This is a genomic window from Streptomyces sp. NPDC002104 (assembly GCF_053593795.1).
Genome location: NZ_JBSFDF010000001.1, coordinates 404,160 through 429,485, shown reverse-complemented (window position 1 = coordinate 429,485; position 25,326 = coordinate 404,160). Strand labels below are relative to the sequence as shown.

15 protein-coding genes and 1 pseudogene are annotated in these 25,326 nt (G+C 74.7%); 7 read left to right on the top strand and 9 right to left on the bottom strand.

Annotated features, from left to right (window positions below; translation table 11 throughout):
* The first annotated feature begins 115 nt into the window (after positions 1-115).
* On the top strand, positions 116-2,104 hold the full coding sequence (locus tag ACWCP2_RS01875) for an ABC transporter permease (RefSeq protein ID WP_450906608.1): 1,989 nt from the start codon (positions 116-118) through the stop codon (positions 2,102-2,104).
* A gap of 95 nt (positions 2,105-2,199) precedes the next feature.
* Here ACWCP2_RS01875 and ACWCP2_RS01870 read toward each other — a convergent pair whose 3' ends face one another.
* Complete coding sequence (locus ACWCP2_RS01870; RefSeq protein ID WP_450906607.1) at positions 2,200-2,991, bottom strand: MarR family winged helix-turn-helix transcriptional regulator; 792 nt, start codon at positions 2,989-2,991, stop codon at positions 2,200-2,202.
* 121 nt (positions 2,992-3,112) lie between these two features.
* On the opposite strand from ACWCP2_RS01870, the gene ACWCP2_RS01865 reads away from it, so the two are divergent.
* Complete coding sequence (locus ACWCP2_RS01865) at positions 3,113-3,661, top strand: carboxymuconolactone decarboxylase family protein (protein WP_450906606.1); 549 nt, start codon at positions 3,113-3,115, stop codon at positions 3,659-3,661.
* A gap of 100 nt (positions 3,662-3,761) precedes the next feature.
* Here the strand turns inward: ACWCP2_RS01865 and ACWCP2_RS01860 are convergent, their stop codons facing one another.
* From ACWCP2_RS01860 to ACWCP2_RS01850, 3 genes are all read right to left on the bottom strand, one after another.
* On the bottom strand, positions 3,762-6,152 hold the full coding sequence (locus ACWCP2_RS01860) for an ATP-binding cassette domain-containing protein (protein WP_450906605.1): 2,391 nt from the start codon (positions 6,150-6,152) through the stop codon (positions 3,762-3,764).
* A gap of 162 nt (positions 6,153-6,314) precedes the next feature.
* Positions 6,315-6,731, bottom strand: coding sequence for a VOC family protein (locus tag ACWCP2_RS01855; RefSeq protein ID WP_450906604.1), 417 nt, complete (start codon positions 6,729-6,731; stop codon positions 6,315-6,317).
* Between the two features lie 71 nt (positions 6,732-6,802).
* Positions 6,803-10,456: a phosphodiester glycosidase family protein gene (locus ACWCP2_RS01850; protein ID WP_450906603.1), complete on the bottom strand. Its 3,654-nt coding sequence runs from the start codon at positions 10,454-10,456 to the stop codon at positions 6,803-6,805.
* Positions 10,457-10,750: 294 nt separating this feature from the next.
* Here ACWCP2_RS01850 and ACWCP2_RS01845 point away from each other — a divergent pair, with 294 nt between their 5' ends.
* The gene (locus tag ACWCP2_RS01845) at positions 10,751-11,485 is read left to right on the top strand and encodes a DUF4328 domain-containing protein (protein WP_450906602.1); all 735 of its coding nucleotides are present in this window, start codon (positions 10,751-10,753) and stop codon (positions 11,483-11,485) included.
* 54 nt (positions 11,486-11,539) lie between these two features.
* On the opposite strand, the gene ACWCP2_RS01840 is transcribed toward ACWCP2_RS01845, so the two are convergent.
* A complete protein-coding gene (locus tag ACWCP2_RS01840; protein WP_450906601.1) occupies positions 11,540-13,825 on the bottom strand; it encodes a SpoIIE family protein phosphatase in 2,286 nt (761 codons plus the stop codon).
* A 1,123-nt stretch (positions 13,826-14,948) separates the two neighbouring features.
* Here ACWCP2_RS01840 and ACWCP2_RS01835 point away from each other — a divergent pair.
* A complete protein-coding gene (locus ACWCP2_RS01835) occupies positions 14,949-15,950 on the top strand; it encodes an SPFH domain-containing protein (RefSeq protein ID WP_450906600.1) in 1,002 nt (333 codons plus the stop codon).
* A 29-nt stretch (positions 15,951-15,979) separates the two neighbouring features.
* Positions 15,980-16,918 carry a C40 family peptidase gene (locus ACWCP2_RS01830; protein ID WP_450906599.1) on the top strand — a complete coding sequence of 313 codons (939 nt, stop codon included), beginning with the start codon at positions 15,980-15,982 and terminating at the stop codon, positions 16,916-16,918.
* A 648-nt stretch (positions 16,919-17,566) separates the two neighbouring features.
* Here ACWCP2_RS01830 and ACWCP2_RS01825 read toward each other — a convergent pair.
* Positions 17,567-18,775: pseudogene (locus ACWCP2_RS01825) on the bottom strand (DUF6777 domain-containing protein); the annotation flags it as partial.
* A 648-nt stretch (positions 18,776-19,423) separates the two neighbouring features.
* Between ACWCP2_RS01825 and ACWCP2_RS01820 the strand changes: the two are divergent.
* Positions 19,424-20,761 carry a streptophobe family protein gene (locus tag ACWCP2_RS01820; RefSeq protein WP_450906598.1) on the top strand — a complete coding sequence of 446 codons (1,338 nt, stop codon included), beginning with the start codon at positions 19,424-19,426 and terminating at the stop codon, positions 20,759-20,761.
* A gap of 54 nt (positions 20,762-20,815) precedes the next feature.
* Positions 20,816-21,202, top strand: coding sequence for a hypothetical protein (locus ACWCP2_RS01815; protein ID WP_450906597.1), 387 nt, complete (start codon positions 20,816-20,818; stop codon positions 21,200-21,202).
* Between the two features lie 90 nt (positions 21,203-21,292).
* On the opposite strand, the gene ACWCP2_RS01810 is transcribed toward ACWCP2_RS01815, so the two are convergent.
* The 3 genes from ACWCP2_RS01810 to ACWCP2_RS01800 are packed head-to-tail and all read right to left on the bottom strand — an operon-like array spanning position 21,293 to position 25,289.
* Positions 21,293-22,282, bottom strand: a complete 990-nt coding sequence (locus ACWCP2_RS01810; protein WP_450906596.1) for a serine/threonine-protein kinase — start codon at positions 22,280-22,282, stop codon at positions 21,293-21,295.
* On the bottom strand, positions 22,282-22,935 hold the full coding sequence (locus tag ACWCP2_RS01805; protein WP_450906595.1) for a hypothetical protein: 654 nt from the start codon (positions 22,933-22,935) through the stop codon (positions 22,282-22,284). Before ACWCP2_RS01805 ends, ACWCP2_RS01810 begins: the two co-directional genes overlap by 1 nt.
* A 5-nt stretch (positions 22,936-22,940) precedes the next feature.
* Positions 22,941-25,289, bottom strand: a complete 2,349-nt coding sequence (locus ACWCP2_RS01800) for an FHA domain-containing protein (protein WP_450906594.1) — start codon at positions 25,287-25,289, stop codon at positions 22,941-22,943.
* Between the last annotated feature and the right edge of the window lie 37 nt (positions 25,290-25,326).

The window sequence follows — 25,326 nt, the reverse complement described above, 5'->3', positions numbered from 1 at the left end:
GGTCCGGGGGGACGGGCGGTCCCTCTGCGTTTGCCGCTCCGGCACTACGCTTCACACGCGGCCCGGGCGTCCCACCTCCCCGGCGGCGTCCCGACACCCCCGGCCAGGAACCCACATGAGCAGACTCCGTAACCGCCGCGCCCGGCCCCCCGTGGCTCTGGCGCTCCCCGCGCTGCTCGCCGTGGCGTTCCTGCTGATGCCGCTCGTCGGCATCCTCAGCCGCACCCAGTGGCGCGAGCTCGGCACGCACCTCACCAGCCCCGGTGTGGTCGAGGCGCTCCGGCTGTCGCTGATCGTGTCCCTGTGGGCCCTCGGCCTGTCCCTGTTCTTCGGGGTGCCGCTGGCCTGGCTGCTGGCCCGCGTCGAGTTCAAGGGCAAGGCGCTGGTGCGCTCGCTGGTCCTGCTCCCCATGGTCCTGCCGCCCACCGTCGGCGGTGTGGCCCTGCTGCTCGGCTTCGGCCGGCGCGGGCTGCTCGGGCCCTGGCTGGAGGGCACCTTCGGCATCACGCTGCCCTTCCACACCTCCGGCGCGGTCATCGCGGCCACCTTCGTGGCGATGCCCTTCCTCGTGATCAGCCTGGAGGGCGCGCTCGGCGGGCTCAAGCCGAGCTACGAGGAGACCGCCGCCTCCCTGGGTTCCACACCGCTGCGCGTCTTCTTCACCGTGACGCTGCCGATGGTGGCCCCGGGGCTGATCGCCGGAGCCGCGCTGACCTGGGCCCGGGCGCTCGGCGAGTTCGGTGCCACCATCACCTTCGCGGGCAACCTCCCGGGCACCACCCAGACCCTGCCGCTCCAGGTCTACCTGCTCCTCCAGGACCAGCCCGAGGCCGCCACCTCCGTCTCCCTGCTCCTCCTCGCCATCGCGATGGCCGTACTCGTCGCCCTGCGCGGGAGGTGGACGGGAACCCCCGCCGCCCGCAAGGACCCCGGTCCGTCGCCGGTGGACTCCGAGGAGCCGGCCGGCCCCGCACCCGTGGTCCCCGTACCGCCCGGGGCGCCGGCCTCCCCCGGGACGCCGGCCGACGGCGGGGTCCCGGGGGAGGCCGGGACGCCGACCGACGGCGGGCACTGGCCGCTGCACGCCACCGTCACCGGTTTCAACGAGCTCACCCTCGACGCGGAACCCGGCACCACCATCGCCGTCGTCGGCGAGAACGGCGCCGGCAAGACCACCCTGCTGCGCGCCCTGCTCGGCCTGACCCCCCGCGCCCACGCCGAACTCCGCCTCGGCGACGCCGAGGTGACCGCCCTGCCCCCGCACCGCCGCCAGGTCGCCTGGGTCCCCCAGGACGGAGCGCTGTTCCCGCACTTGAGCGCGCTCGCGAACACCTCGTACGGGCTGCGCGCCCGCAAGGTGCCCCGGGCCGCCGCCCGGGCGGAGGCGCAGGCCTGGCTGGACCGGCTCGGCGTCGGCCACCTCGCCCACCGCAAGCCCGCCCAGCTCTCCGGCGGCCAGGCCCAGCGCGTCGCCCTGGCCCGCGCCCTCGCCGCCCGGCCCCGCCTGCTGCTCCTCGACGAGCCGCTCGCCGCCCTCGACCAGACCACCCGCGCCCACGTACGCCACACCCTGCGCCGCCACCTGGCCGGCTTCGGCGGAGTCTGCCTCATCGTCACCCACGACCCCGTCGAGGCGGTGTCCCTGGCCGACCGGGTCCTCGTGCTCTCCGACGGCCGGACCCTCCAGGACGCCCCGCCCTCCGAGGTCACCCGTCACCCCCGCTCCCCGTGGGTGGCCCGGATGCTCGGCCGCAACGCCTGGCCCGGCACGGCCTCGGCCGACGGACTGGAACTCGCCGCCGGGGGGCGCCTGGTGGTGGCCGAGGCGCTGCCCGAGGGGGCGCAGGCGCTCGCGATCATCGCCCCCGAGGCGGTGTCCGTGCACCGGGACCGCCCGGGCGGCAGCCCCCGTAACGTATGGCCCGGCACCGTACGGGAGATCACCTCGGTCGGCAGCCGGCTGCGCGTACTCGTCGGCTCGGACCAGGCACCCGACCTGGTCGCGGAGATCACCCCCGAGGCCGCCGCCGAACTGGGCATCGTCGACGGCGCCGCGGTGTGGACCAGCGTGAAGGCGACCGAGGTCACCCTCGTCCGGCTCTGAGGCTACGGGGCTCCGAAGTCTCCGGGGCTCCGGGGAGGGGCGCGGGGCCGCCGTACGCGCAGGCGCGCGGACTCCTGACGGCCCGGGCGGGCCGATCAGGCCGGCTGGTGTTCCGCGCAGTCCACGCGCAGGTCCGGGTCGCCGATCGGGGCGTCCAGCAGGGCGCAGTGGTGCGGGCGCCGGGAATCCTCGTGCGCGTCCCGCTCGAAGAAGCGGCACGTGGTGCAGGTCCGCGCGACGGACAGGATTCCGGTGTCGGCGAGGTGGCCGACCAGGTCGAGGACCAGGCGCAGCGCGCGGCCCTTGTCCTCGGTGGGCAAGGTCGCCAGGTGCGAGGTGACGGGGTCGGGCCAGTGGGCGAGGGTGGCGGCCGCCGCGAGGCCCGCCTCGGTCGGTGCCATCACATGGCCGCGCTTGTCGCCCGCGACGGGCTGCTTCTCGACGAGGCCCTTGCGGCGCAGGGCGGACAGCGCCTCGCTGACGGTGGCGGCGGACAGGTCGAACTCGGCGGCGAGCGTGCCGACCCGGCGGCGCTCGGGAGGCTCCACCCCCAGCCGCAGCAGGAGTTGGACCTGGATGGGGCTGAGCCCGTGGGCGGTGGCCTGGGTCCAGATCAGCGTGCGCAGTGCGTGGCCGGCGCGCTCGAGGGCCGAGGCGAGGCGCCGGTCCAGGCCGGACCCGTCCTCCGGGGCGTCGGGCAGTTCCCGCGCCGCGAGGTCGGCCGGCAGCGGCGCCGGGGAGGCGGCGCCGGCCGGCGCATCTGGATGCGTCGGCGCATCGGCGTGAGCCGGGGAAACGTGGGCCGGGGAGAGGGTGCGGGCCGGGGAGACGGCCGGACCGGTGGCTGGACCGGGAGCAGGGTCGGGGCTCGGCACGGGTGGTGACACCTCCTGGCAGTTCCTTCGGACTCCTGACGATACCTCTTGTGCGACCCATGGGGCACAGCTATGTTCAAGGAGTTCGTAGGAGTCCTAACGACCCTCGCAGACAACGGAACCGGAGACACCCATGCCTTCTCGTCTGACCACCGTCGATCCCGCCCACGCCGAGCCCGCGGCCAAGGGCCTGCTGGACAAGGTCGAGCGTGCGCTCGGCGTGACGCCGAACATGATGCGGGCGATGGCGGCCTCGCCGGCCGTCCTGGACGGCTACCTGTCCTTCGGCGGCGCGCTGTCCAAGGGCCTGCTGCCCGGCTCGCTCCGCGAGCAGATCGCCCTCGTGTCCGCGGCCGAGAACTCGTGCGAGTACTGCTACGCGGCCCACCACGTGCTCGGCGCCCGCGCCGGCGTCTCCGCCGAGGACCTCGCCGTGGGCGGCCACGCACACGCCTCGGACCCCAAGGCCGCGGCCGCTCTGCTCTTCGCCCGCACCGTCCTGCGCACCAGGGGCTTCGTCGACGACGCCGACATCGAGGCGGTGCGCGCCGCGGGCTACGGCGACGGGGAGATCGGCGAGATCATCGGCGCCGTCGCCCTGAACGTCTTCACGAACTACTTCAACTCCGTGGCCCGCACCGAGGTCGACTTCCCGGCCGTCGACCTCCCGGTCACCGTCTGAGCCGTGCCTGACTGACCGTACGGGCCGGGCGACCGGGCGACCGGGCGGACCGCCCGGTCCGTACGGACCGGGCGGGCTCGGCCGCCCGGTCCGTACGCGCTCAGCCGCCCACGTACGCCGCCAGGTGCTCGCCGGTGAGGGTGGCGCGGCCCTCGACCAGAGCGGCGGGGGTGCCCTCGAAGACGATGCGGCCGCCGTCGTGACCGGCGCCGGGACCGAGGTCGATGATCCAGTCGGCGTGCGCCATGACCGCCTGGTGGTGTTCGACCACGATCACCGACTTTCCGGAGTCGACGAGGCGGTCGAGCAGGCCGAGGAGCTGCTCGACGTCGGCGAGGTGCAGGCCCGCGGTCGGCTCGTCGAGTACGTACACCCCGCCCTTCTCCGCCATGTGCGTGGCCAGCTTGAGCCGCTGCCGCTCGCCTCCGGAGAGGGTGGTCAGCGGCTGCCCGAGGCTGAGGTAGCCGAGCCCGACGTCCGCCAGCCGCTCCAGGATCCTGTGCGCGGCCGGGGTGCGGGCCTCGCCCTCGCCGAAGAACTCCGCGGCCTCCGTGACCGGCATCGCGAGGACCTCGCTGATGTCGCGGCCGCCGAGGTGGTGTTCCAGGACCGAGGCGTGGAAGCGCTTGCCCTCGCACTCCTCGCAGACGGTGGAGACGCCGGCCATCATCGCCAGGTCGGTGTAGACGACCCCCGCGCCGTTGCAACCGGGGCAGGCGCCCTCGGAGTTGGCGCTGAACAGGGCCGGCTTGACCCCGTTGGCCTTGGCGAAGGCCTTGCGGATCGGGTCGAGCAGACCGGTGTACGTGGCCGGGTTGCTGCGCCGGGAACCGCGGATCGCGCCCTGGTCCACCGAGATGACGCCCTCGCTCGCCGGGATCGAGCCGTGCACGAGCGAGCTCTTGCCGGAGCCGGCGACGCCCGTGACGACGACGAGCACGCCGAGCGGCACGTCCACGTCGACGCCCCGCAGGTTGTGCGTCTTCGCGCCGCGGATCTCCAGCGTTCCGCTGGGCTCGCGCAGCGTCTCCTTGAGGCTCGCGCGGTCGCCGAAGTGCCGGCCCGTGATGGTGTCCCCCGCGCGCAGCCCCTCGACGGTGCCCTCGAAGCAGATGGTGCCGCCCCCTTGGCCCGCGCCGGGTCCGAGATCGACGACGTGGTCGGCGATCGCGATCGTCTCCGGCTTGTGCTCCACGACGAGCACCGTGTTGCCCTTGTCGCGCAGCCGCAGCAGGAGGCGGTTCATCTGCTGGATGTCGTGGGGGTGCAGGCCGACGGTGGGCTCGTCGAACACGTAGGTGACATCGGTGAGCGAGGAGCCGAGGTGGCGGATCATCTTGACGCGCTGGGCCTCGCCGCCCGACAGGGTGCCCGAGGGCCGGTCCAGGGACAGGTAGCCCAGCCCGATCTCCACGAAGGAGTCCAGGGTCTGGCGCAGTGTGGCCAGGAGCGGGGCCACCGAGGGCTCGTCGAGGTCGCGGACCCACTTGGCCAGGTCGCTGATCTGCATCGCGCAGGCGTCGGCGATGCTGATCTTCTTGATCTTCGAGGAGCGGGCCCCGGCGCTGAGCCGGGTGCCCTCGCAGTCGGGACAGACGGTGAAGGTCACCGCGCGCTTCACGAACGCCCGGATGTGCGGCTGCAGCGATTCGACGTCCTTGGAGAGCATCGACTTCTGGAGCTTGGGGATGATGCCCTCGTAGGTGAGGTTGATCCCCTCGACCTTGATCTTGGTCGGCTCCTTGTGGAGCAGGTCGCTCAGCTCGCGCTTGGTGTACTTGCGGATCGGCTTGTCCATGTCGAAGAAGCCGGAGCCGCTGAAGATGCGGCCGTACCAGCCCTCCATCGTGTAGCCCGGGATGGTGAGGGCGCCCTCGCCGAGGGACTTGGTGTCGTCGTACAGCGCGGTGAGGTCGATGTCGTTGACCGAGCCGCGGCCCTCGCAGCGCGGGCACATGCCGCCGGTGATGCTGAAGGTGCGCTTCTCCTTCACGGTCTGCCCGCCGCGCTCCATCGTGACCGCGCCGGCCCCGCTGATCGAGGCCACGTTGAAGGAGAAGGCCTTGGGCGAGCCGATGTGCGGCTTTCCGAGCCGGCTGAAGAGGATGCGCAGCATCGCGTTCGCGTCGGTGGCGGTGCCCACCGTCGAGCGGGGGTCGGATCCCATCCGCTGCTGGTCGACGGTGATCACGGTGGTCAGCCCGTCGAGCACGTCCACCTCGGGCCGGGCCAGGGTGGGCATGAAGCCCTGGACGAAGGCGCTGTAGGTCTCGTTGATCAGCCGCTGCGACTCGGCGGCGATGGTGTCGAACACCAGGGAGCTCTTGCCCGAGCCGGACACGCCGGTGAAGACCGTGAGCCGGCGCTTGGGGATCTCGACGCTGACGTCCTTGAGGTTGTTCACCCGCGCGCCGTGCACGCGGATCAGGTCGTGGACGTCGGCGGCGTGCGGCTCGGGTGACTGCGTGCCCGTCCTCGCTACCTTGCTCATCGTGTCTCCATACTCGTGGGCTGACGACTGTCGGGCTGACACCGCTCCGTCGGGCCGGCGCCGCCCGCCCGGTCGCGGCAACGCCCGCCCGTCTACCCGGTCCTGTCTACCCGATCGGCGGTGTCGTCCGGGGGCGGCGCCAGGTAAGACGTGCGGCGGATCTCAGCGCGTACGGGGCTGGTGGAACCGGAGCATGTTGCCGGCCGGGTCGCGGAAGGCGCAGTCCCGTACCCCGTAGGGCTGGTCGATGGGCTCCTGGAGCACCTCGCCGCCGGCGGCCCGGATGCGCTCGAACGTGGCGTCGCAGTCGTCGGTACGGAAGATGACGCCGCGCAGCAGGCCCTTGGCCAGCAGCTCCGCCATGGCCTCCCGGTCGGCGGAGGAGGCGTTCGGGCTCGCGACGGGCGGTTCGAGGACGATGTCCACATCGGGCTGCGCGGGCGACCCGAGGGTCACCCAGCGCATCCCGTCGAAGCCGACGTCGCCCCGGACCTCCAGCCCGAGGACGTCCCGGTAGAAGGGGAGCGCGGCGTCGTGGTCGTCGACGGCGATGAAGCACTGCGAAAGGTTGATGTCCATGTGTTTCACGCTACGGGCGGGTCCCGGCCGGATGCTTCTCCGTTCCTGACCACCTTCCCCGGCCGCCCGGTTCACCTCCGGCCGGCCGGCAGCACGGAGAGCCAGTCGCCCGCCGCGAAGGCGTCGGCACCGATCACGGTGCGGCCGGAGCGCGGGGCGGCGACGCTGAGCACGCCCTCCGCGCGGCCGGCCGCGAAACGCGGAGCGCCGACCGTGACGACCGCGGCCCGCTTGCCGGTGGCCCGGCGGAACTCCGCCAGCAGGCGCAGCCGCAGGGCCGCCTCCTTGCGGTCGACGGCCTGCGGCGCGTACGGCTCTACGACGGCCAGCGCGCCGGTACCCGGCTCCCGGGAGGCCGCCGCGAGGGCGGCACGCAGCGCCGTGATCCGCTCCAGCCCGCCCCCGGCGAGGGTGGGGCGCGTCGACCCGAGCGGCAGGAAGCGCACGCCCCGGTGCACGAAGGCCGGCCGCCCGGCCCCGGTCAGCACGAAGTCAACGCCCCGGCTCTGCCCGGCCGGGCGGCCACCGCCCGGATCGACCGCGAACCGCCAGGGCCGGGAGTCCACCCGGGCCGCCGTGGCGACGATCGCATCGGGAACGCCATCGGCACGCACCACCCCGACCGACGGCGCCCGCGCCACCAGAGTGTCCACCACCAGCCGCGGCACGGCGGCGCTCCCGACGCCCACCCGAGCCGCCCCACGGGCCGAAGCCTCGACCGATCCGGGAGCTTCGGCCCGGCCCGCGGCGGGGGCGGCGGCTGAGGCGGAGGCCGGGGCCGGGGCCAAGGCGGAGACCGGAGCCAGGACCGAGGCGGGGGCCGTGGCCGGGGCAGAGGCCGAGGCCAGGGCCGAGGCAGTGGCCAGGGCCGAGGCTGGTGCCAACGCAAAGGCGGAGGCCGGAGCCAAGGCGGAGGCCAGGGCCGGGGCCGAGGCGGAGGCCGAGGCCGGGGCCGAGGCGGAGACGGAGGCCGAGGCCGGGGCCGAGGCGGAGGCCGAGGCCGGGGCCGAGGCGGAGGCCGTGGCCGGGGCCGAGGCGGAGGCCGTGGCCGGGGCCGAGGCGGAGGCCGTGGCCGGGGCCGAGGCGGAGGCCGTGGCCGGGGCGGAGGCGGTGGCCGGGGCGGAGGCCGTGGCCGGGGCGGAGGCCGAGGCAGGGATCGGAGCCCGACCCGCGGCGGGAGCCGAGGCCGGGACGGAGGACGCGGCCGGGGCCAAGGCGGAGACCGGAGCCAGGACCGAGGCGGGGGCCGTGGCCGAGGCCCGGGCGGAGGCCGGAGCCCGAACCCCGGCGGGAGCCGGGGCGGAGGTCGAGGCCGGGGCCGGGGCCGGCGCCAGGGCGGTGGCCAGCGCCGAGGCCGAGGCCAAAGCAGGGACCGGTGCGAGGGTTGATGGCGAGATCGGGGCCAGGGCCGCGTCCGGCTTCGGGCCCTTGGCCGGGCTCTTGCCCGGGCCCTTGGCCCGAGCGGCGGCCTTGGAGCGGGCCTTGGCGCGGGTGGGGGCGGGGGTGGTGGCCGAGAGCCGGGTCACGGTGAAGGGGCGCTCCGCCATCGCCGGGAGCGGCAGGCTGATCTGGCGCCAGCCGGTCCAGTCCACCGCGGGCCCGCGCAGGACCGCGGCGGCCCCGTCGCCGTCGGTGAGTTCCACCGCGGGCCGGGCCCCGGAGCCGTCGCCGTTCACCCAGAGGGAGAGCGACCGGGCCAGTTCGGGGACCCGGAGGGGACGGGGCGGGGTCGCGGCGGCGCTCCCGCCTCCGGCGGGCGGTGCGAGGGCGATCCCCCGGCCGGGGTGTCCCTGCCCGGGCTCGGCGCCGGGTCCGGTCCAGCGGGCGGCATCCTCCAGATCCGCGAGCGGCACGTCCGACAGGCCGACCCCGAGGGCCACTTCGGCCGGGGCCAGGGCCGCGGGGGCACCGGAGGTACGCGAGGCGGGCGAGGCGGGTGCTGCATCTGCTGCGCCGGTTGAGTCCGGTGCACCCGATGAGCCCGCCGCAAGCCCTGCGTCGGCTGGGCCCGCCGCGCCTGCTGCGCGCATCGCGCCCACCGCTCCCACGGACCTCCCGGCCGGCCCGGCCCCCCGGACCGTGGCCCGCAGGCGGCCCGTCGCGTGCGGGACTCGGGCGGTCACCGTGAAGCCGCCGCGGCCGTCGTCGGTCACCCGCCACCGGGAGCGGTCGAAGTCGAGGTCCACGTCACGGGGTTCGATCACGGCGGCGGCGCCCTGTGCGTCGTAGCCGGTGAGGACGAAGCGGGCGGACTCGCCCTCCTCCGCGAGCCCGATGCGGTCGGGAACGGCCCGGATGCGGGTCGGGGTACCGAGGACGTCGAGGCGGAGCGAGCCGCTCGCGGTGCCGAGGCGGGCCCGCGCCTCCAGCGGGCCGGGGCCCGACGCGCGCAGGGCCCCGCCGGGGTCGATCCGGCCCCGGCCCTGCGGGAGGGTCCACCCCGGTGGCTTCCCCTGCGCGGGCACCGGGCCCAGGTGCGCGTCGTACGGCGTGGCCCTGAGGGTGCGGGTCAGGCCGGGGAAGGCGCGCGCGGCGCCGCCGACGGGTTCGATCCGGTAGCCGGTGGCGCGCCCGTCGCCGGCCGGGGCCGTCAGGGCCAGGCCGTTGGGGACCGGGCGCTCGCGGCCGTCGGACGGGGAGTTCTCCACGGTCAGGGCCGCCTGCCCGGTGAGCGCGGCGAGGAGCGTCGACGAGCCGCCGCCGTCCAGGTTGAGGGCCTCGTGGGCGCCGAGCCGGTGCATCAGCCGGCCGAGCGCCGTCAAGGTCATGCCTCCGCTGTAGCGCTGGCGGCCGTCGACGGTGACCAGGCGGGCCCGCCGGCCGTCGCGGGAGAAGCCGACGGCGGTGCGCGGCGCGGCCGCGTTGTTGGGTTCGCCGTCGTGGTTCTGCGGGACCCCGGCCACCACGAGCGCCTCCCGGCCGCCGACCGCGTTCGCCGGGAGCGGCCCGCCCCCGGCGGCCACCGGCCGGGCCGTCACGGCGACCGCGTCCCCGGGGCGCAGGGCGGCGAGTTCCGGCGCGGCCGCGCCCGCCGCGACCAGCACCGTGGTTCCGGGCACGGGACGCTCCCGGCGCGCGGGTCCCCGTACCGCCGCGCGCACGGCCGTGACCCGGCCGGCGCGCAGTTCCACCGCCGGTCCGGTCGCGGGGAGCGCGTCAGCCGGCCAGTCGGCGGTGTAGGCGGCGAAGCCGTCGGCGGGAGGGCGCGCGGTGTTGAAACCGGCGAGCGGGCGGACCGCCCCGCCGGGCAGGGTGACGCTCCCGTCGAGGGCCAGGCGCAGCACCCGGCCCGCCCCGTCGGCGCCGAAGCCGACGGCCGGGCCGGCGTCGGCCGAGGCCGCGTGCAGCAGCCGTCCGGCGCCGATGCCGGGGCCGAGCGGGGCGCCCGTACCCCGGATGTCGAAGAAGTCCCCGTTCACCGCGGCGACCACGCGGCGGCCCGGCCCGGCGGGGTGGCGGGCCGCGGAGTCGGAGACGGGGGCGAGGCCCCGGCCGCCGAGGTACTCCGCACGCACGCCGGAGCCCGTACCCGCCAGCTGCACGTCGAGTTCGTCGATGCGCAGCCACCGGTCGGCTTCGAGCCGGTCGTACGACTCCAGCCGTACTCCGGGGGCGATCTGCCGGGCGGTGCGGGCCGTCTCGATTCCCTCCGCCTCCGCTTCCTCCCCGTTCGCGTTCGCGTTCGCGTTCCCGGATGCGTGGGCCGGAGGGGGTGCCGGGGCCACGAGCAGCACGGTGAGGAGGGCCGGCAGGAGGACGGGCCACAGCGGGCGCAGGGGTCTCAGGGGACTCAGGGGACGCGGGTGATGCGGGTGGCGGAGGGGGGGACATCCAGGCAGGATCGGCCAGCACCGTGCATATGAGCAGATGAACACAGGGCGAGTCCGTGACTGTCAGCCATTCGCCCGCACCGGCCCGCCCCGGTCCCGGGAACCCGCCCGGGCGACGACCCAAGTCATTCAATGGTGCGGTCTGAAATCTTGGCCCCCGCCACGTCTTCGACCCGGGGGTACGAGTTCATGTCTGTCAGCGCGACCGGCTCACCGCAGCCCGTCGACGAGCCGTCGCCGGAGCCGACCCCGCGGGCCCCCGCCCTGCTGCGCCCGTCCGGAGGGCTCGCAACGGCCACGAGTGTCCTGCTCGCACTCTGCGGCCTGTACGCCGTGCTCCTGGCCGGGACCGGCGTGTACCTCGGCGCGGCCCTGCGCGCCGGGAGCTACCCGGATGCGGGCACCGCGGACGGCGGGACCCTGCCGGACACCGTGCTGGCTCTCACGGGCTTCATCGAGATTCCGCTGCTGGTCAGCACGGCGGCGATGTTCGTCACCTGGTTCCACCGGGTCCACCACAATGCCCTGATCCTCGACCGGGAGGCGGTCACCCGGTCCGCGGCCTGGGCCGTCGGCGGCTGGTTCGTACCCTTCGCCTTCCTGCGCATCCCGTACAAGACGGCGAAGGAGATCTGGGCCGCCAGCCGGCTGCGCGGGCCGGACGACGCCGTCCGGCCCGTCTCGACGGCGCCCGTCACCCGGTGGTGGCTGGTGTGGATCACCGCGCTGTTCGCCAACCGCGTCTTCGACACCCTCCACGGCCGCGCCGACGACGCGGACGGACTCGCCATCGCCGCGACGGCCGCCGCCGTGTACGGCGTGGTGCTGCTCGCCGCGTCCGTCCTCGCGATCCGCTTCGTGCGCACGCTGACGGCGATGCAGACCGCCAAGGGCACGCAGGGCGGTCCGTACGCCGCCGAGTAGCCCGCGAAACCTGTGCGGCCACTCCCCTCCCACCCCCACTCGGTGGTCCCGCGCCTACTCGGCGCCGGGCTCCCGGGGCGGGAGGAGGGGCTCCTGGGCGACGGGATCCTGGATGCCGAGATCCTGGGCGGCAGGGCCCTTGCCGGCGGCATCCTGGAGCGCGGGATCAGGCACCTCGGCGGGGGCATGGACGGCGAACTCGCACCACACGCACTTCCCGCCGCCCCGCGGCTCCACGCCCCAGGCGTCCGCGAGCCGGTCCACCAGCATCAGGCCGCGCCCCGACACCGCCCAGTCGTCGGCCTCCCGCGGCCGCGGCAGGGCGCTGCTGGTGTCCTCCACCTCGATCCGGATCCGGCCCTCCGGGGTCAGCCGCATGCTGACGCCGCCGACTCCGTCCGTGTGCACCAGCGCGTTGGTCATCAGCTCGTCCGCCGCCAGCTCGATCTCGTCGGCCTGGTCCCAGGCCCCCCAGGCCGCGGCGGCAGCCCGGATCAGGTGGCGGGCCATCGCCGGGGCGTCCGGGTCCCCCGGGGTGAGGCGGTGCCGCAGCGGGCCGCCGCCGCGCGGGAGCGGGGTGCCGCGCCGGCGCAGCAGGAGCAGGGCCATGTCGTCCCCGCCGCCGGAGTCCCCGACCAGGTCGCACAGCACGTCGGCGAGTTCCTCCACGTCCGCCGGCCCGTCCCGGACGGCCTCCATGAGCTCGCGCACACCCGTGTCGGGATCCGCGCCGGGCCGTTCGGTCAGGCCGTCCGTGCACAGCAGCAGGGTGTCGCCGGGGTGGAGTTCGAGACTGGTGACGGGATACCCCGTACCGGCGGCGGACCCCGTGCCGACGGCGACGGACACACCCGGATCACCGGAGCCGCCCGCACCCGCTTCGCCACCGGCAGCGGCTCTGCCACCGGCACCGGCTTTGCCAGGGGCGTCCGGCTCCCGCACCCGCAGCCCCAGCGGCAGCCCGCCCGCCACCTGCACCCGGTGGCAGCTGCCGTCGCCGCGCCGCACCACGGGGTCGAGGTGCCCGGCGCGGACCAGTTGGGCCATACCGCTGGTGAGGTCTATGTCGGCGTACGTGCAGGTGGCGAAGCGTTCCGTCTCCAGGTCCCGCAGGAAGGCCGAGGCCCGCGCCATGGCCGCGCCGGGGGTGTGGCCCTCGGCGATGTACGCGCGCAGCGCGATGCGCAGCTGGCCCATGACGGCGGCGGCGTCCGTGTCGTGGCCCTCCACGTCGCCGATCATCACGCCGACGCGGCCCTCGCCCAGCGGGACCACGTCGTACCAGTCGCCGCCGATGTCCCGCCCCATGCGGGCGGCCCGGTACCGCACGGCGATCACCGCGCCCGCCACGTCCGGGATGCGGCGCGGCAGCATGGCCTTCTGGAGGCCCTCGGCGAGGTCGTGCTCCTGCTCGAAGAGGATGGCCCGCTGGAGGCTCTGCGCGATGCCGCTGCCGAGCGCCATCAGCACGTTGCGCTCCTCGGCGTTGAAGTCGCCCTCCCGCGTGTAGAGGAGTCCGAGCGCGCCGACGGGCCGGCCCTGGGCGATCAGCGGCAGGTAGACCCCGCTGCGGACGGCCAGCGGCTCGATGTACGGCCACAGCTCCGGGTAGCGGTGCTGGAACTCCTCGCGGGAGGCGAGGTACACCGGCCGCAGCGTCCGTACCGCCTCGCTCAGGGGCAGGGGTGCGTCGATCCGCGTGTACTCGGTCTCCGGTACGTACGCCCCGAGCTGGCCTTCCGCGACCAGGTGGATCCGGCCGCCGTCGACCACGCCGAGCATGACGCTGACCGCGCCGAGGTGGCCGAGGGCCTCGGGGTCCTTGAGGACGTCGGTGACGTCGTTGACGGTGCGGGCGTGCGCGAGGATCGCCGTGGTGCGCTCGATGACCCCCGTCATGCGGCGCCGGCCCTCGTCGCGCTCACCGGCCGCGCCGGGCTCGCCGGGGTCGTGGACGGCGTCGCGGAGGATCCCGATGATCCGGTACGGACGTCCGCGCGGGTCCCGCAGGATGCGGCCCTGGACATGGGTCCAGCCCGGGGCCCCCAGCCGGTCGCGGCTGCGCACGTAGGCCCCGTAGTGACTGCGGCCGGCCTTCAGCGCCTGCGCGATGCGCGCGTCGAGCCGGGCCTCCTCGCCGGGGGCGAGGCGTGCCCGCAGGCCGGCGGGGGTGCCGGTGAACTCCTCGGGGCGCAGGTCGAGGACCTCGAGGGCGGTGGTGTCCAGGAACATCTGCCCGCTGTCGAGGTCCCAGTCGAAGGTGCCCATGTGGTTGAGCGCGAGGCTCGTGTCCGTCCGGGCAGGCCAGTCGACCTGGGGGGTCACTCCCCTTTCGGCCACACCTTCAGGGTCTCACTCCTGGACGGTCCGCGCCGGTCCGCGCCGGTCCGCGGGCACGGGGGCCGGGCGGCGCCTGACCGGGCGGTAGGGGGCGCCGGGCGGTAGGAGGCCGCGGGCAGATTGACCCGGCGGGCGGGCGGGCGGTACGGGGAGGCGCGCGGGTTCGCGGTGCGCGCAGGTCGGATCCGGCGTGTCGGCCCGACCCCGCGGCCCCTCATGCGCTAGCGGCCCCCGGAACGTCGAGAAAAGGGACGAAAAAGGACCAAAGACCCGGCCTGTCGCGACTTTCGCCTAATAGGCGACTTGTACGATTTCGCGAAGATCGATCCGTTCATGATCATCTTCATTGGCGTCAGCAACCCTTCAGCGCAGGGTCATTGACGCCCACGGCTGTGTGGGGTGTGGCTTGTCGCAAGCGCCGAAGAGGACCGGAGAACCGGCCGGCATACCGGAGGGAGGGGCGGAAGGAGCGGCGAACAGCACGCCGGAAGGGGCCCGGACCCCCGAACGGATATCCGCCCCGCTCACCGACTCCGCGCCCCTCGCCGCCGGCACCCCCGACGACAACAGCTCCGACCCCGAACCGCCCCCCGCCTCAGCCACGCCCTCGGGCTCCGAGTCGACCCCCGAGTCCAGCTCGGGCTCCGGCCCGGGCTCCGGGTCCGGCCTCAGCTCGGCCTCCGGGCCCGGCCCCCGGTTCGGCTCGGCCTTCGGCGCCGGCGCCAGCTCCAGCTCCAGCTCCAGCTCCAGGGACCGTGCCGGGCGCGGGAGTCTGGTCGTGCGTCCGTACCGGGATCCGCTCGTTCTCGGCCCCCTCTTCCGCGACGAGGAGCCGGCCGGCCCTGGCGGTCTCGGCGGATCGGGAGGTCTCGGCGTGCCTGACGGCCCTGGCGGTTCGAGGGGCCCGGGAGGGTTGGGGGTCCCTGACGGCCTTGGCGGAGCCGGCCGGTCAGGGGGCCATCGCGGCCAGGGCGAAGCCGGCGGACCGGGAGGACCGGGAGGACCGGGAGGACCGGGGGGACCGGCACTCCATGGCGGCCTTGGCCGATGCGGCGGGCCGGGAGACGCGGGCGGCCCGGGGAGGGCGGGGGTGCCGCGGCGGACCGAAGACGGGGCGGACGGGGTGGAGAGGCTTTCGCGGGGACTCGGCCGTGCGGCCATACCCCGGCCCGCTTCTCCGGTCAGCGCCGCAGCGCCGGCCCGTCCCCGGACCCTGCCCGCCGTTCTCGACCCCGAGCTCACCGAGCACCCCGCGCGGGCCTGTTCCGGCTGGTGGGCGCTGCTCGGCGCCGCGCTCGCCGCGGGTGGCGGCGCCGCCCTCGCCCGGTTCGGGGAGGTCCGGGCCGCATCCTCCCCCGCCGAGGCCTGGCCGCTGGCCGCCGTCGTGTGCTGCGCGCTCCTCGTGCTCGCCGCGCTCTGCGGGCTGCGCCGCGGCCGCGCCGGCCAGGCCTGGTCGCTGACCCTGTTCGGCCGCTACCGCGGCACGATCCGGCGTACCGGCCTCATCTGGTCCAGCCCCGTGCCCCGGCACACCCGCGTCGACGTGCGGCTGCGCCACTGGCGCAGCGAGCCGCTCAGCGTCGTCGACTCCGAGGGCACCGCGCTGCGGTGCGTGGTCCTCGTCGTCTGGCGGGTCAGGGACACCGCCCGCGCGCTCCTGGCCGTCGACGACCACACCGCGTACCTGAGCGGACAGGTGGAGTCCTCGACCGCCCGGGTGCTCTCCCGGTTGCCCGCCGACTCCTTCGGCCCGGAGCCGGACGGCCCGGACGCCCAGGGCGGACCGGGCACCCTGCGCGACACCGAGGCGGTCGGCGACGAACTGACCCGGCTCCTCGCCGCCGAGTGCAAGGCGGTCGGCGTCGAGGTCTTCTCCGCCCGGCCGCTGCACGTCGAGTACGCCCCCGAGGTCGCCGCGGCGATGCAACGCCGCCGGGTCGCCTCGATCGACGCCCGGCACCGGGACTCCGTCCTCACCTCCGTGCTCGACGCCGTCGACGACACCGTGCACCGGATGTCGGACCGCGGGCTCGTGAGCCTGGACGACTACGAACGCAAGGCCCTGGTCAAGGACTTGACCGTGGCCTTCTACACGGCGCGCGGCCCTGCCGCCGACGCCCGCTGAAAACACCCCCGATGGATAAGGAACCCTGCATGCGCACGCCCGAGTTCACCGAAGAGATACCCGACAGCTGTGACTGCACCGGCTGCGCGCGCGGCGCGACGGCCATGACGGCCGCCGCGGCCCGCCGCCGTCGCTGCACCCTGCGCGGCGCCGTGGTCGCGGCCGTCGGCGCCACGATGCTGATGGGCACCGGGGTGGGCACCGCGTCCGCCGAGCCCGCACCGTCCCACGCCGGCTGGGACGGCTCGAAGTACTGGTACAAGGACGCGACCGGCTGGTGGCGCTGGACCCAGCACTACAGCAAGTACCTGGCGAACAGCGGCCGTTCCTCCGCCGGCGCCTCGTCCTCGTCCTCTTCCTCGTCCTCTTCCTCGTCATCCTCCGTACGCACCACCGAGCCGACCTTCCGCGGCCGCGCGGGCTGGGACGCCACGGACCGCGTGTACTGGTACAAGGACGCCACCGGCTGGTGGCGCTGGACCCAGCACAAGGACAAGTACCTGCGCTTCGCCGGCGGCTCAGGATCCGGATCCGGATCCGGATCCGGATCCGGCTCTTCCTCGGGTTCGTCCGGCTCCTCGGGCTCCTCCGGCACCCCCGTCCGCCAGGGCACGGAAGGCGCCATCTCCTTCGCCGGCAGCCATCTCGGCGACCCGTACGTCTGGGGTGGCAACGGCCCCCGCGGCTGGGACTGCTCCGGCCTGGTCCAGGCCGCGTACCGCTCCGCGGGGATCACCCTCCCCCGCGTGGCCTCCGACCAGTACCGGGCCACCACCCCGATCTCCCGCTCCGACCTGCGCCGCGGAGACCTGGTCTTCTGGACCTCGAACGGCAGCATCTCGGGCATCCACCACGTCGCCGTCTACCTCGGCGGCGGCAAGTACATCGAGGCCCCCCGCCCGGGCAAGCAGGTACGCGTCTCCAGTTTCAGCGCGTACAACCCGAACATGTACGGGCGCGTCCGCTAGCAATCGCTTCCGTACGACGGCAGCACCAGACCTCCCCGAGGGCCGGCGGCCCTCGGGGAGGTCCTCGTGTGCGGGCGGGTCCTACTGGTTGCCGTTACCCCCGTCCTGGCCTGCGTCCGAACCCTGGTCGGTATCGGTTCCGGGCCCGATCGGTGACGGCGGCGGCGGGGGCGCGATCAGCGAGGTGGCCGGAGCGGGTTCCGGGGCCGGCGGGGGCGTCGGCGCAGGCGGCGGAGGCGGCGGAGGCGGGGGCGGCGGGGGCTCAACCGGCTGCGTCACCACCGGCGGGGGCGTCGGCTTGGGCGGCGGGGGCGGCTCGGGCCGCGCCGAGGTCACCGGGGGCGGCGGCGCCGAGGAGACCTTCGGCGGGGGCGTCGGCTTCGGTTCCGCCGAACTGCGCGAGGGCGACGGCGCCACCGCGCTCTTCGAGGGCGACGGGGAGGGCGACACGGACGGTGACTTCGACGGGGACGTCAAAGGGGATGCCGAAGGTGACGTCGAAGGGGACTTGGAGGGGGATTCCGACGCCGACTTCGACGGTGAGGCTGACTCCGAAGGCGTCACCGTCGGGGACGTGGACGGGGACGTGGACGGGGATGTGGACGGGGATGTGGACGGTGACGCGGACTCCGAAGCCGACTTGGAGGTCGACGCCGAGGCCGAATCCGACGGCGACACCGACGGGGAGACCGACGGGGACTCCGAAGCCGACTTGGACGCGGACTCGGACGGAGAGCCGGTCGGCGACACGGTCGGGGACGGCGAGGTCGACGTCGGCGACGGGGAAGTACCCGTCGGCGAAGGCGAGGTGGAGGTCGGCGACGGCGAAGTACCCGTCGGGGACGGAGAAGTGAGGGTCGGCGAAGGCGACGTGAACGTCGGGGACGGCGAAGTGAACGTCGGCGACGGCGGGTGGGTCGTGAAGATCGGGGTCGGGATCACCGGCGGCGGGATCGGCCGGTCGTGGCGGCCGTGGTGGTCGCCCCGGTCGCGCTCGAACCAGCGGCTGTCGTGGTAGTCGTAGATCACGAACTTGTTCACGACGGTCACGGACGGCGCGATGACCACGACCTGCGAGGGCTGGTACGAGGTCCAGGGCTGCCCGAACCGCTTCGGGTTGGCCTTCAGGGCCACCGGCGCCCCGAGCGGGTTCCCGCAGGCGCACCGCACCCGCGGCACCCCCCGGTCGTCCACGAGCACGGCGGTCCCGGCCTGGAGCACGGACTGGTAGGTGGTGGAGCGGCCGTCCACGTAGCCGTGGTTGGTGACCCGGGTGTCCACCCGGAGCTGGACCGGGGTCAGGGAGCGCAGGTACCCGGGCACGGCCGTCGGCGCGATGCCGAGCGACGAGGCGAAGGCGGCGTTCTTGGAGGGCTCCGCCGAGAGCACCCTGATCTGCTTCTCCACGTCACAGGCGGGCACCGACGGCGTGCCCCCGTACAGCTCGGGCGAGGCGCCGCTGACGCTGCGGGTGACCGTGGTCGGCGCGGCCGACGGAGGCTTCGACGCGGGCTTCGATTCGGGCGTGGTCCCCGGCTTCGTCTCCGGCTTCTTCTCCGGTGTCGACGGTCTCGACGGTGTCGAGGGCGGCGGGGGCTGCGGAGGCGGTGGGCTCTCGGGGGGCGGCGTCGCCTGCTTGGCGGCGGTGGACTCGGTGAAGGGGTCGGGTCCCGAGGCCGCCGCGGGCTGCAGGAAGACCTCGTTGCCCGCGGAGGTGGTGGTGCCCCCGTTGCCGCTGGGCCTGGTCAGGACGACGGCCAGGGTCACCGCGGCGGCGAGGGCGACGATCGTGGTGGCGAGCCGGGGAACGGAACGCCACCAGGGCTTGTGCGGGGGCTCGGGGGGCCCGGGGGGCACCCCGCTCCCGGATCCTCCGGGAGGGGCCGGCGGCGGCGGTGGCGGGGGCCCCTCCCGGCCCCCGGAGAGGGGCCCGGAGGGCGGGCCCGTGGGGCGCCCGGACGAAGACGACGGCGGCTGCGAGGGCGGCTGTGACGGCTGTGTCGGCCACGGCGGCTGCTGGCCGGAGGGTTGAGTGGTCACGGGCTCTTCTTCCCAGGCGGAGGGGGGTTCCGGTCCCCCTGTGGACGTTCCGCTGCGGACCCTTCCGGGGCCCTTCGTACGGACCCTTCCGAGGCCCCTTCACGGGGACCCTTCCGGGGCCCTTCGTGCGGACCCTTCCGGTCCCGTCGTGGGGACCTTTCTGATGTCCTTTCGTGGGGACCCCTCGGTCCCTTCGCGGGGACCCCACGGTCCCTTCGCGGGAACCCCACGGTCCCTTCGCGGGAACCCCACGGTCCCTTCGTGGGGACCCCTCGGCCCCTTCGCGGGGACCCCTCGGTCCCTTCCTACGGACCCTTCGTGCCCTTCGTGCGGTGCTCCGTGGACGTTCCGTTATGGAACTTCCGCGGGTCATCAGCGGAAATCTCCGGATTTCATGCACTCCTGGCGACCATTGTGTGCGCCGTCCGGGTGGTGCCCGCAAGCGGAGCTGCCTACGGTTGCAGGGTGAGCCCTACTGCGGCACCGGTCGCGCGAGCCTGGCGCGACGCCCTCGTAGCGGTCCTCGCGGGCTTCGCGGTGATGGCCGCCGTGGCCGTCGCGGGGCTCGCCCTCGCCGGCGCCGGTGATCTGCCCGGCGGCGCGTTCCCGCACGTGGTGGCCGCCGTCGTACTGATGGCCGCGGGCGGCTCCGTCGACGTGACGGGCGGGGCCGGGTTCCTGGCGGATGCCGACGCGACCCTGTCCCTGCTTCCCCTCTCCGTGAGCCTGGCCGGCGCGCTGACCGCTGGCTGGCTCTTCCTGCGCCCCCTGCACAACCGTGCGGTGGCCGGGGCCCGCGAACTCCTCGGCCGCGCCGTCCCCTTGGTGCTCCTGTGGCTGGTGGCGCTGACCGGTGTCGCCCTCCTCTCCCGCCAGAACTTCGCCATCTCCACCGGCGATTCGGTCCTCGGTGACATCGGCGACGCCCTCGACGCCGGCCCGACGGTGGGCTTCGAGGCCGCGATCCCCGCCAGTCTCGGCTTCGGACTGCTGTGGATCCTGGGCCTGTTGCTGGTCTCCCTGCTGGTGTCCCGGCGCGCGCCGCTCCCGGCGGGGCTGGTCCGCTTCCACGCGGCGGTGCGCCCGGCGGCGTTCGCCGTGGTCGCGCTGCTCCTCGCGTACGTCGTGATCGGGATCGGCGCCGGCCTGGTGGTGGCGGGCACCCGCGGGCACGCGGACCGCACCCTGGCGGTGATCCTGCTGGGCCTGCCCAATCTGGTCTGGCCCGCCCTGACCCTCGGCTTCGGAGGGGCCTGGGAGGGCAGGGCCGAGGGGCCGTTCGGGCTGCCCGTACCGAAGGTCCTGGACGAGGTGCTGCGCGCCACCGGCCAGGGCTCCGCCCCGGACCTCTCCACCATCGACGTGGCCTCGCTCGCGCAGCGGGACTCCCGGGCGTGGTGGCTCGTGGCGCTGGCCGTCGTCCTGCTGCTCGGCGCCGGCGCGCTGGCCGCCGCCCGCTCGCCGGCGCACGTCCGCCCGTGGCAGCACGCGCTCCACCTGGCCGTGGCCCTCGCCCTGGGCACCCTGGTGGTGTGCCTGCTGGCCCGGATCCAGGCCCAGTTCGGCCTCTCCCTGCTGGGCATCGGCGATGCGAGCGGCCTCGGTGGCGAGGTGGAGCTCCGCCCGCTGCTCTGGCGTACGGTCGGGCTCGCCTTCCTCGCCGGCGCGGTGGCGGGCTTCCTCGGCTCCCTGCTCCCCCGGCGCCGCCGGAACGAGCCCGCCGGCCGGGCCCCCGCCGCGGACCGCCGCGACCCCGCCACCCCCGCCCCTCCCGCCCCTCCCGCCGTTGCGCCGTTCGAGTGAACAGTCGCAAATCGGCTCATCGGGGGATCGTTTCCGCATGACACGCTCGTCTCCGTGAACATGACCAAAGGCCTGTTCCGGCCCCTTCACGCCGCCGGCCTGATCGCCCTCTCCGCGCTCGCCCTGACCCTCTCCACGGCCCTCCCCACCCAGGCCACCGGCCCCGGCGCCCGCCACCTCTCCGGCGACACCGGCCGCAAGGACGCCTCCGCCGAGGCGGTGTCCGTCAGCAGCGTGTTCTGTCCGCGCGGGACCTCCGTACAGTCCGGCGGGTACTCCACCACGCACTGGGACCACGGCCGCGACGGCACGCTCCGGCACAAGGTCCTGGCCTCCCACCCCGTCGTCGACGAGGACGGCCGCAGGGGCTGGTACGCCTCCGCCGCACACGCCGAGGTCACGGCCCACGTGGTGTGCGCGCCCTCCCCCACAGCCGACTGAACCGTCTCTTCCGGATCTTGTCGGCCGCGAGAGACTGCCTGGGCGGTCCGGCCGAGGAACGCCCACCTCGTCCCGCACGCCCGAGACGGCCTAGAACACCGGCAGCGCCCACCGCGGCGGTGGCGGTGGCGGTCCGTCGGGGGCCGACGGGGTGGTGGGCGGGCGGACGAAGACCGCCACGCCGGGGCCCCCGCCCTCCCCCGCACCCGCCCGGCGCAGGGCCCCCGTGAACTCCAGGCAGCTTCCCCACCGGTCCTCGGGCGCCTTCGAGAGGGCTCGGGCCAGCACCTCGTCCACCCCCGGCGGGAGGCCCGAACGCCGCGAGGAGACCGCCGGCGGCGGATCGTACTGGTGGGCCCAGAGCAGCGCCATGTCGTCGTCGCGCTCGAACGGCGGGCCGCCGGCCAGGGTTTCGTAGACCACGCACGCGAGGCTGTAGACGTCGCACCGGCCGTCGACCGGCTTCCCGGCGATCTGCTCGGGCGCCACGTAGTCCAGGGTCCCGACGAACTGCCCGACGCTCGTGAACCCGGTCAGCGACAGCGACTTCTTCGTCAGCCCGAAGTCCGTGAGGTAGACGTGCTCGGGATGGTCGCTGTCCGTACCGCCCGCGACCAGGATGTTGCCGGGCTTCACGTCCCGGTGCACCAGGTCGTGGGCGTGCGCCGCGTCCAGGGCGGAGGCGACCTGGCCGGCGATCCGGGCCGCCGCGTCCACCGGCAGCGGGCCCGTCCGGTCCAGCATGGCCCGCAGGTCCTGGCCGGCCACGTAGCGCATGGCGATGTACAGCAGCCCGTCGGTCTCCCCCGCCTCGAAGACGGGCACGATGTGCGGGTGGTCGATGGCCGCCGCCACCTTCGACTCGTGCGCGAACCGCTGCCGGAAGACGTCGTTGCGCGCCAGTTCCGGCGCGAGCAGTTTCAGCGCGACCGTGCGGTCCAGCCGTACGTCGTGCGCGCGGTAGACGACCGCCATCCCCCCGCGCCCGATCTCGGCCTCCACCACGTATCCGGCGATCCGGCGCCCCCGGAGGTCGGACTCCCGTCCCCGGAACGGCTCCGCGGCCGGACCGGAGCCCATCAGTGCGCCTCGGTCCCGGGCAGCTCCACGATCTTGGTGGGCTCGTGCGGAGCATCCGCACCGTGAGGAACGGGCGGAACGGGCGCGGCATCTCGTACGTCGCCGGCGCCCTCGGTGTCGGCTTCGTGCGGCGGCGTCTGCGGCGCGGGCGGGGCACCGGGTCCCGCGACGACCGCGTAGGTGGCCAGGCGGCTCCCGTCCCCGTACATCCACCGTCCCGCCGTCTCGTCGTAGAGCCACACGGACTCCCCGTCGACGACGACGCCGACGCGCAGTCCCCGCAGGGACCGCCGGAAGGATTCGGGGTCGAGCCGTCCGGCCGCGAGGTCGCCGACGGCCCGCCGGTAGCGTTCCAGTTCCTCGGCGCACCGGGTGAGCAGCGGCTGCGGGTCCTCGACGCGCGTCAGCGGCCGCCCGCCGGTCGGCGGGGGCTGCGGGACGGCGAGGAGCAGGCGTCCGTCCACCCAGGCGGACCATCCGTTGGCGCACAGGATCTCCCCCCATTCCCCGCGCCGGGACAGCAGCCGTACGGGGAGGAAGGCGTCGAGCGGGACCGTGGGGCGCGACAGGTCCGGGGTCTCCCATGCGGGGAGCCCGTCCTGCGGAACGATGTGGGTGGGCCGGAAGTCCGCGGCTTGGCCGGGGCTGGTCATCGCGGCTACTTCCGCATGATGGCCGGCTCGTGGCGGCGCAGCACCCGGCCCACCAGGACGGCGAACACCACGGACAGTGCGAGGAGCATCGCCACCTCCGTGAGCCACAGCCGGGGCTTGTGGTCGAACATCGGGTCCTGCGTGATCTTGCCGGGGACGATGGCGCCGAGGTCGATGGTGGCCGCCATCGCGCCCATGGCCCAGCGGGCCGGCACGAACCAGGCGAACTGTTCGATGACGGGGACCCCGGTGAGTTTCAGCAGGGAGCCGCAGAAGACGACCTGCACGATGGTGAGCAGGACCAGCAGTGGCATGGTGACCTCTTCCTTGGTCACCAGGGCGGAGATCAGCAGTCCGAGCACCATGGCGGTGACGGACAGCAGGGCGACGACGAGGGTGATCTCGACCAGTGGGGGCATGAAGAGGCCCTTGCCGCCGGGGGCGTTCATCTTGACCCCGGCGAGGCCGACGAGGGTGAGGACCACGGCCTGGCCGATGGTGATGGCGCCGAGGACCACCACCTTGGACATCAGGTAGGCCGACCGGGAGAGCCCCACGGCGCGTTCGCGCTGGTAGATGACGCGTTCCTTGACCAGTTCGCGCACCGCGTTGGCCGCTCCGGTCAGGACCCCGCCCACGCACAGGATGAACAGGGCGTTGAGGGCGGTCTCCGCGGTGAGTTCGCTGCCGGCCAGGGCCCGGGCCATGGCGCCCATGACGAACGGCAGGGCGACCATGATGATCAGGAAGGTGCGGTCGGCGCCGAGGACGGCGGAGTACCGGCGGATCAGGGTGGAGAGCTGGGAACCCCAGCTCTGCGCCTTGGGCGGTGGCTTCGGCGGGATGCCGACGGCCCATGCGCCGGCCCCCTCGGCCGGGACCCGGCCGGCGACGTCTACGTAGCGGCGGTACAGCGGTGAGGCCCGGTGCTGCCCGGCCCAGTCGCGCTCGCGCTCGTTCTCGAAGGCTTCGAAGGCCTCGGGCCACTGGTCGAAGCCGAAGAAGCCGAGTGCCTCGTCCGGCGGCCCGTAGTACGCGATGCGGCCGCCGGGGGCGAGGACCAGGAGGCGGTCGCAGACGCTGAGGTTGAGCACGCTGTGGGTGACGACGATGACGGTGCGGCCGTCGTCGGCGAGGCCGCGCAGCATGTTCATCACCGAGCGGTCCATGCCCGGGTCGAGCCCGGAGGTCGGTTCGTCCAGGAAGAGCAGGGAGGGTTTCGTCAGCAGTTCCAGGGCGACGGAGACGCGTTTGCGCTGGCCGCCGGAGAGGCTGTGGATGGGCTGGTCGGCGCGCTGTTCGAGGCCGAGTTCGCCGATCACCTCGTCGACGCGGGCCTCGCGTTCGGCTTTGGCGGTGTCCTGCGGGAAGCGCAGCTCGGCGGCGTAGACGAGGGCGCGGCGCACGGTGAGCTGGGCGTGCAGGATGTCGTCCTGCGGGACGAGGCCGATGCGGCTGCGCAGTTCGGCGTAGTCCCGGTAGAGGTCGCGTCCGTCGTAGAAGACGGTGCCGTGGTCGGCGGGGCGCAGACCGGTCAGCGCGCCGAGCAGGGTGGACTTGCCGGCGCCGCTGGGGCCCACCACCGCGAGCAGGGAGGTGGCGCCGACGGGGAAGGAGACGTGGTCGAGGAGGGTCTTGCGGCCGTTGTCGACGGCCACGCCGAGGTCCTGGACGTCCAGGGAGACCTCGCCGGTGTCCACGTACTCCTGCAGCTGGTCGCCGACCAGGCAGAAGGCGGAGTGGCCGATGCCGACGATGTCGCCCTCGGCGATGGCGGCGGCGCCGGTGAGGCGGGCCCCGTTGAGGTAGGTGCCGTTGTGGCTGCCGAGGTCCGCGATCTCGTACCCGCCACCGGGGCGGGCGCGCAGTTCGGCGTGGTGGCGGGAGACGACGAGATCGTCGATGACGAGGTCGCTGTCGGGGGCGCGGCCGATGCGGACGGCGGCCCGGTCGGCCAGCGCGCGGACCGAGGCCGGACGCCGGAAGGTGCTGGTCATGTCCGGGCGGGAGACCGAAGAGGGCCGGGAGGTGGCGGCGGGCTCGGCGAAGCGGACGCGCGGTCCGTCGGCGGCGCTGCCGAAGCGCAGCTCGCTGCCGACGCCGACCGCCCACTCGCGGACGCGGTGGCCGTCGACCCAGGTGCCGTTGGTGCTGTCCTCGTCCTCCAGGGTCCAGTGGTCGCCGTCGGGGCGCAGGATCGCGTGGTGCCAGGAGACGCGGGCGTCGTCGAGGCAGATTTCGCAGAGGGGGTCCCGGCCGACGTGGTACGTCCGGCGCGGGCTCATCGCGGTGGAGCCCCTGTCCGTTTCCAGGAGGAGCTCTGGCGCGGTCGGCACACCGGGGCGCTGGGCCATGGGGCGATTTTCCCACGATCCGGAGGACCCGGCATAA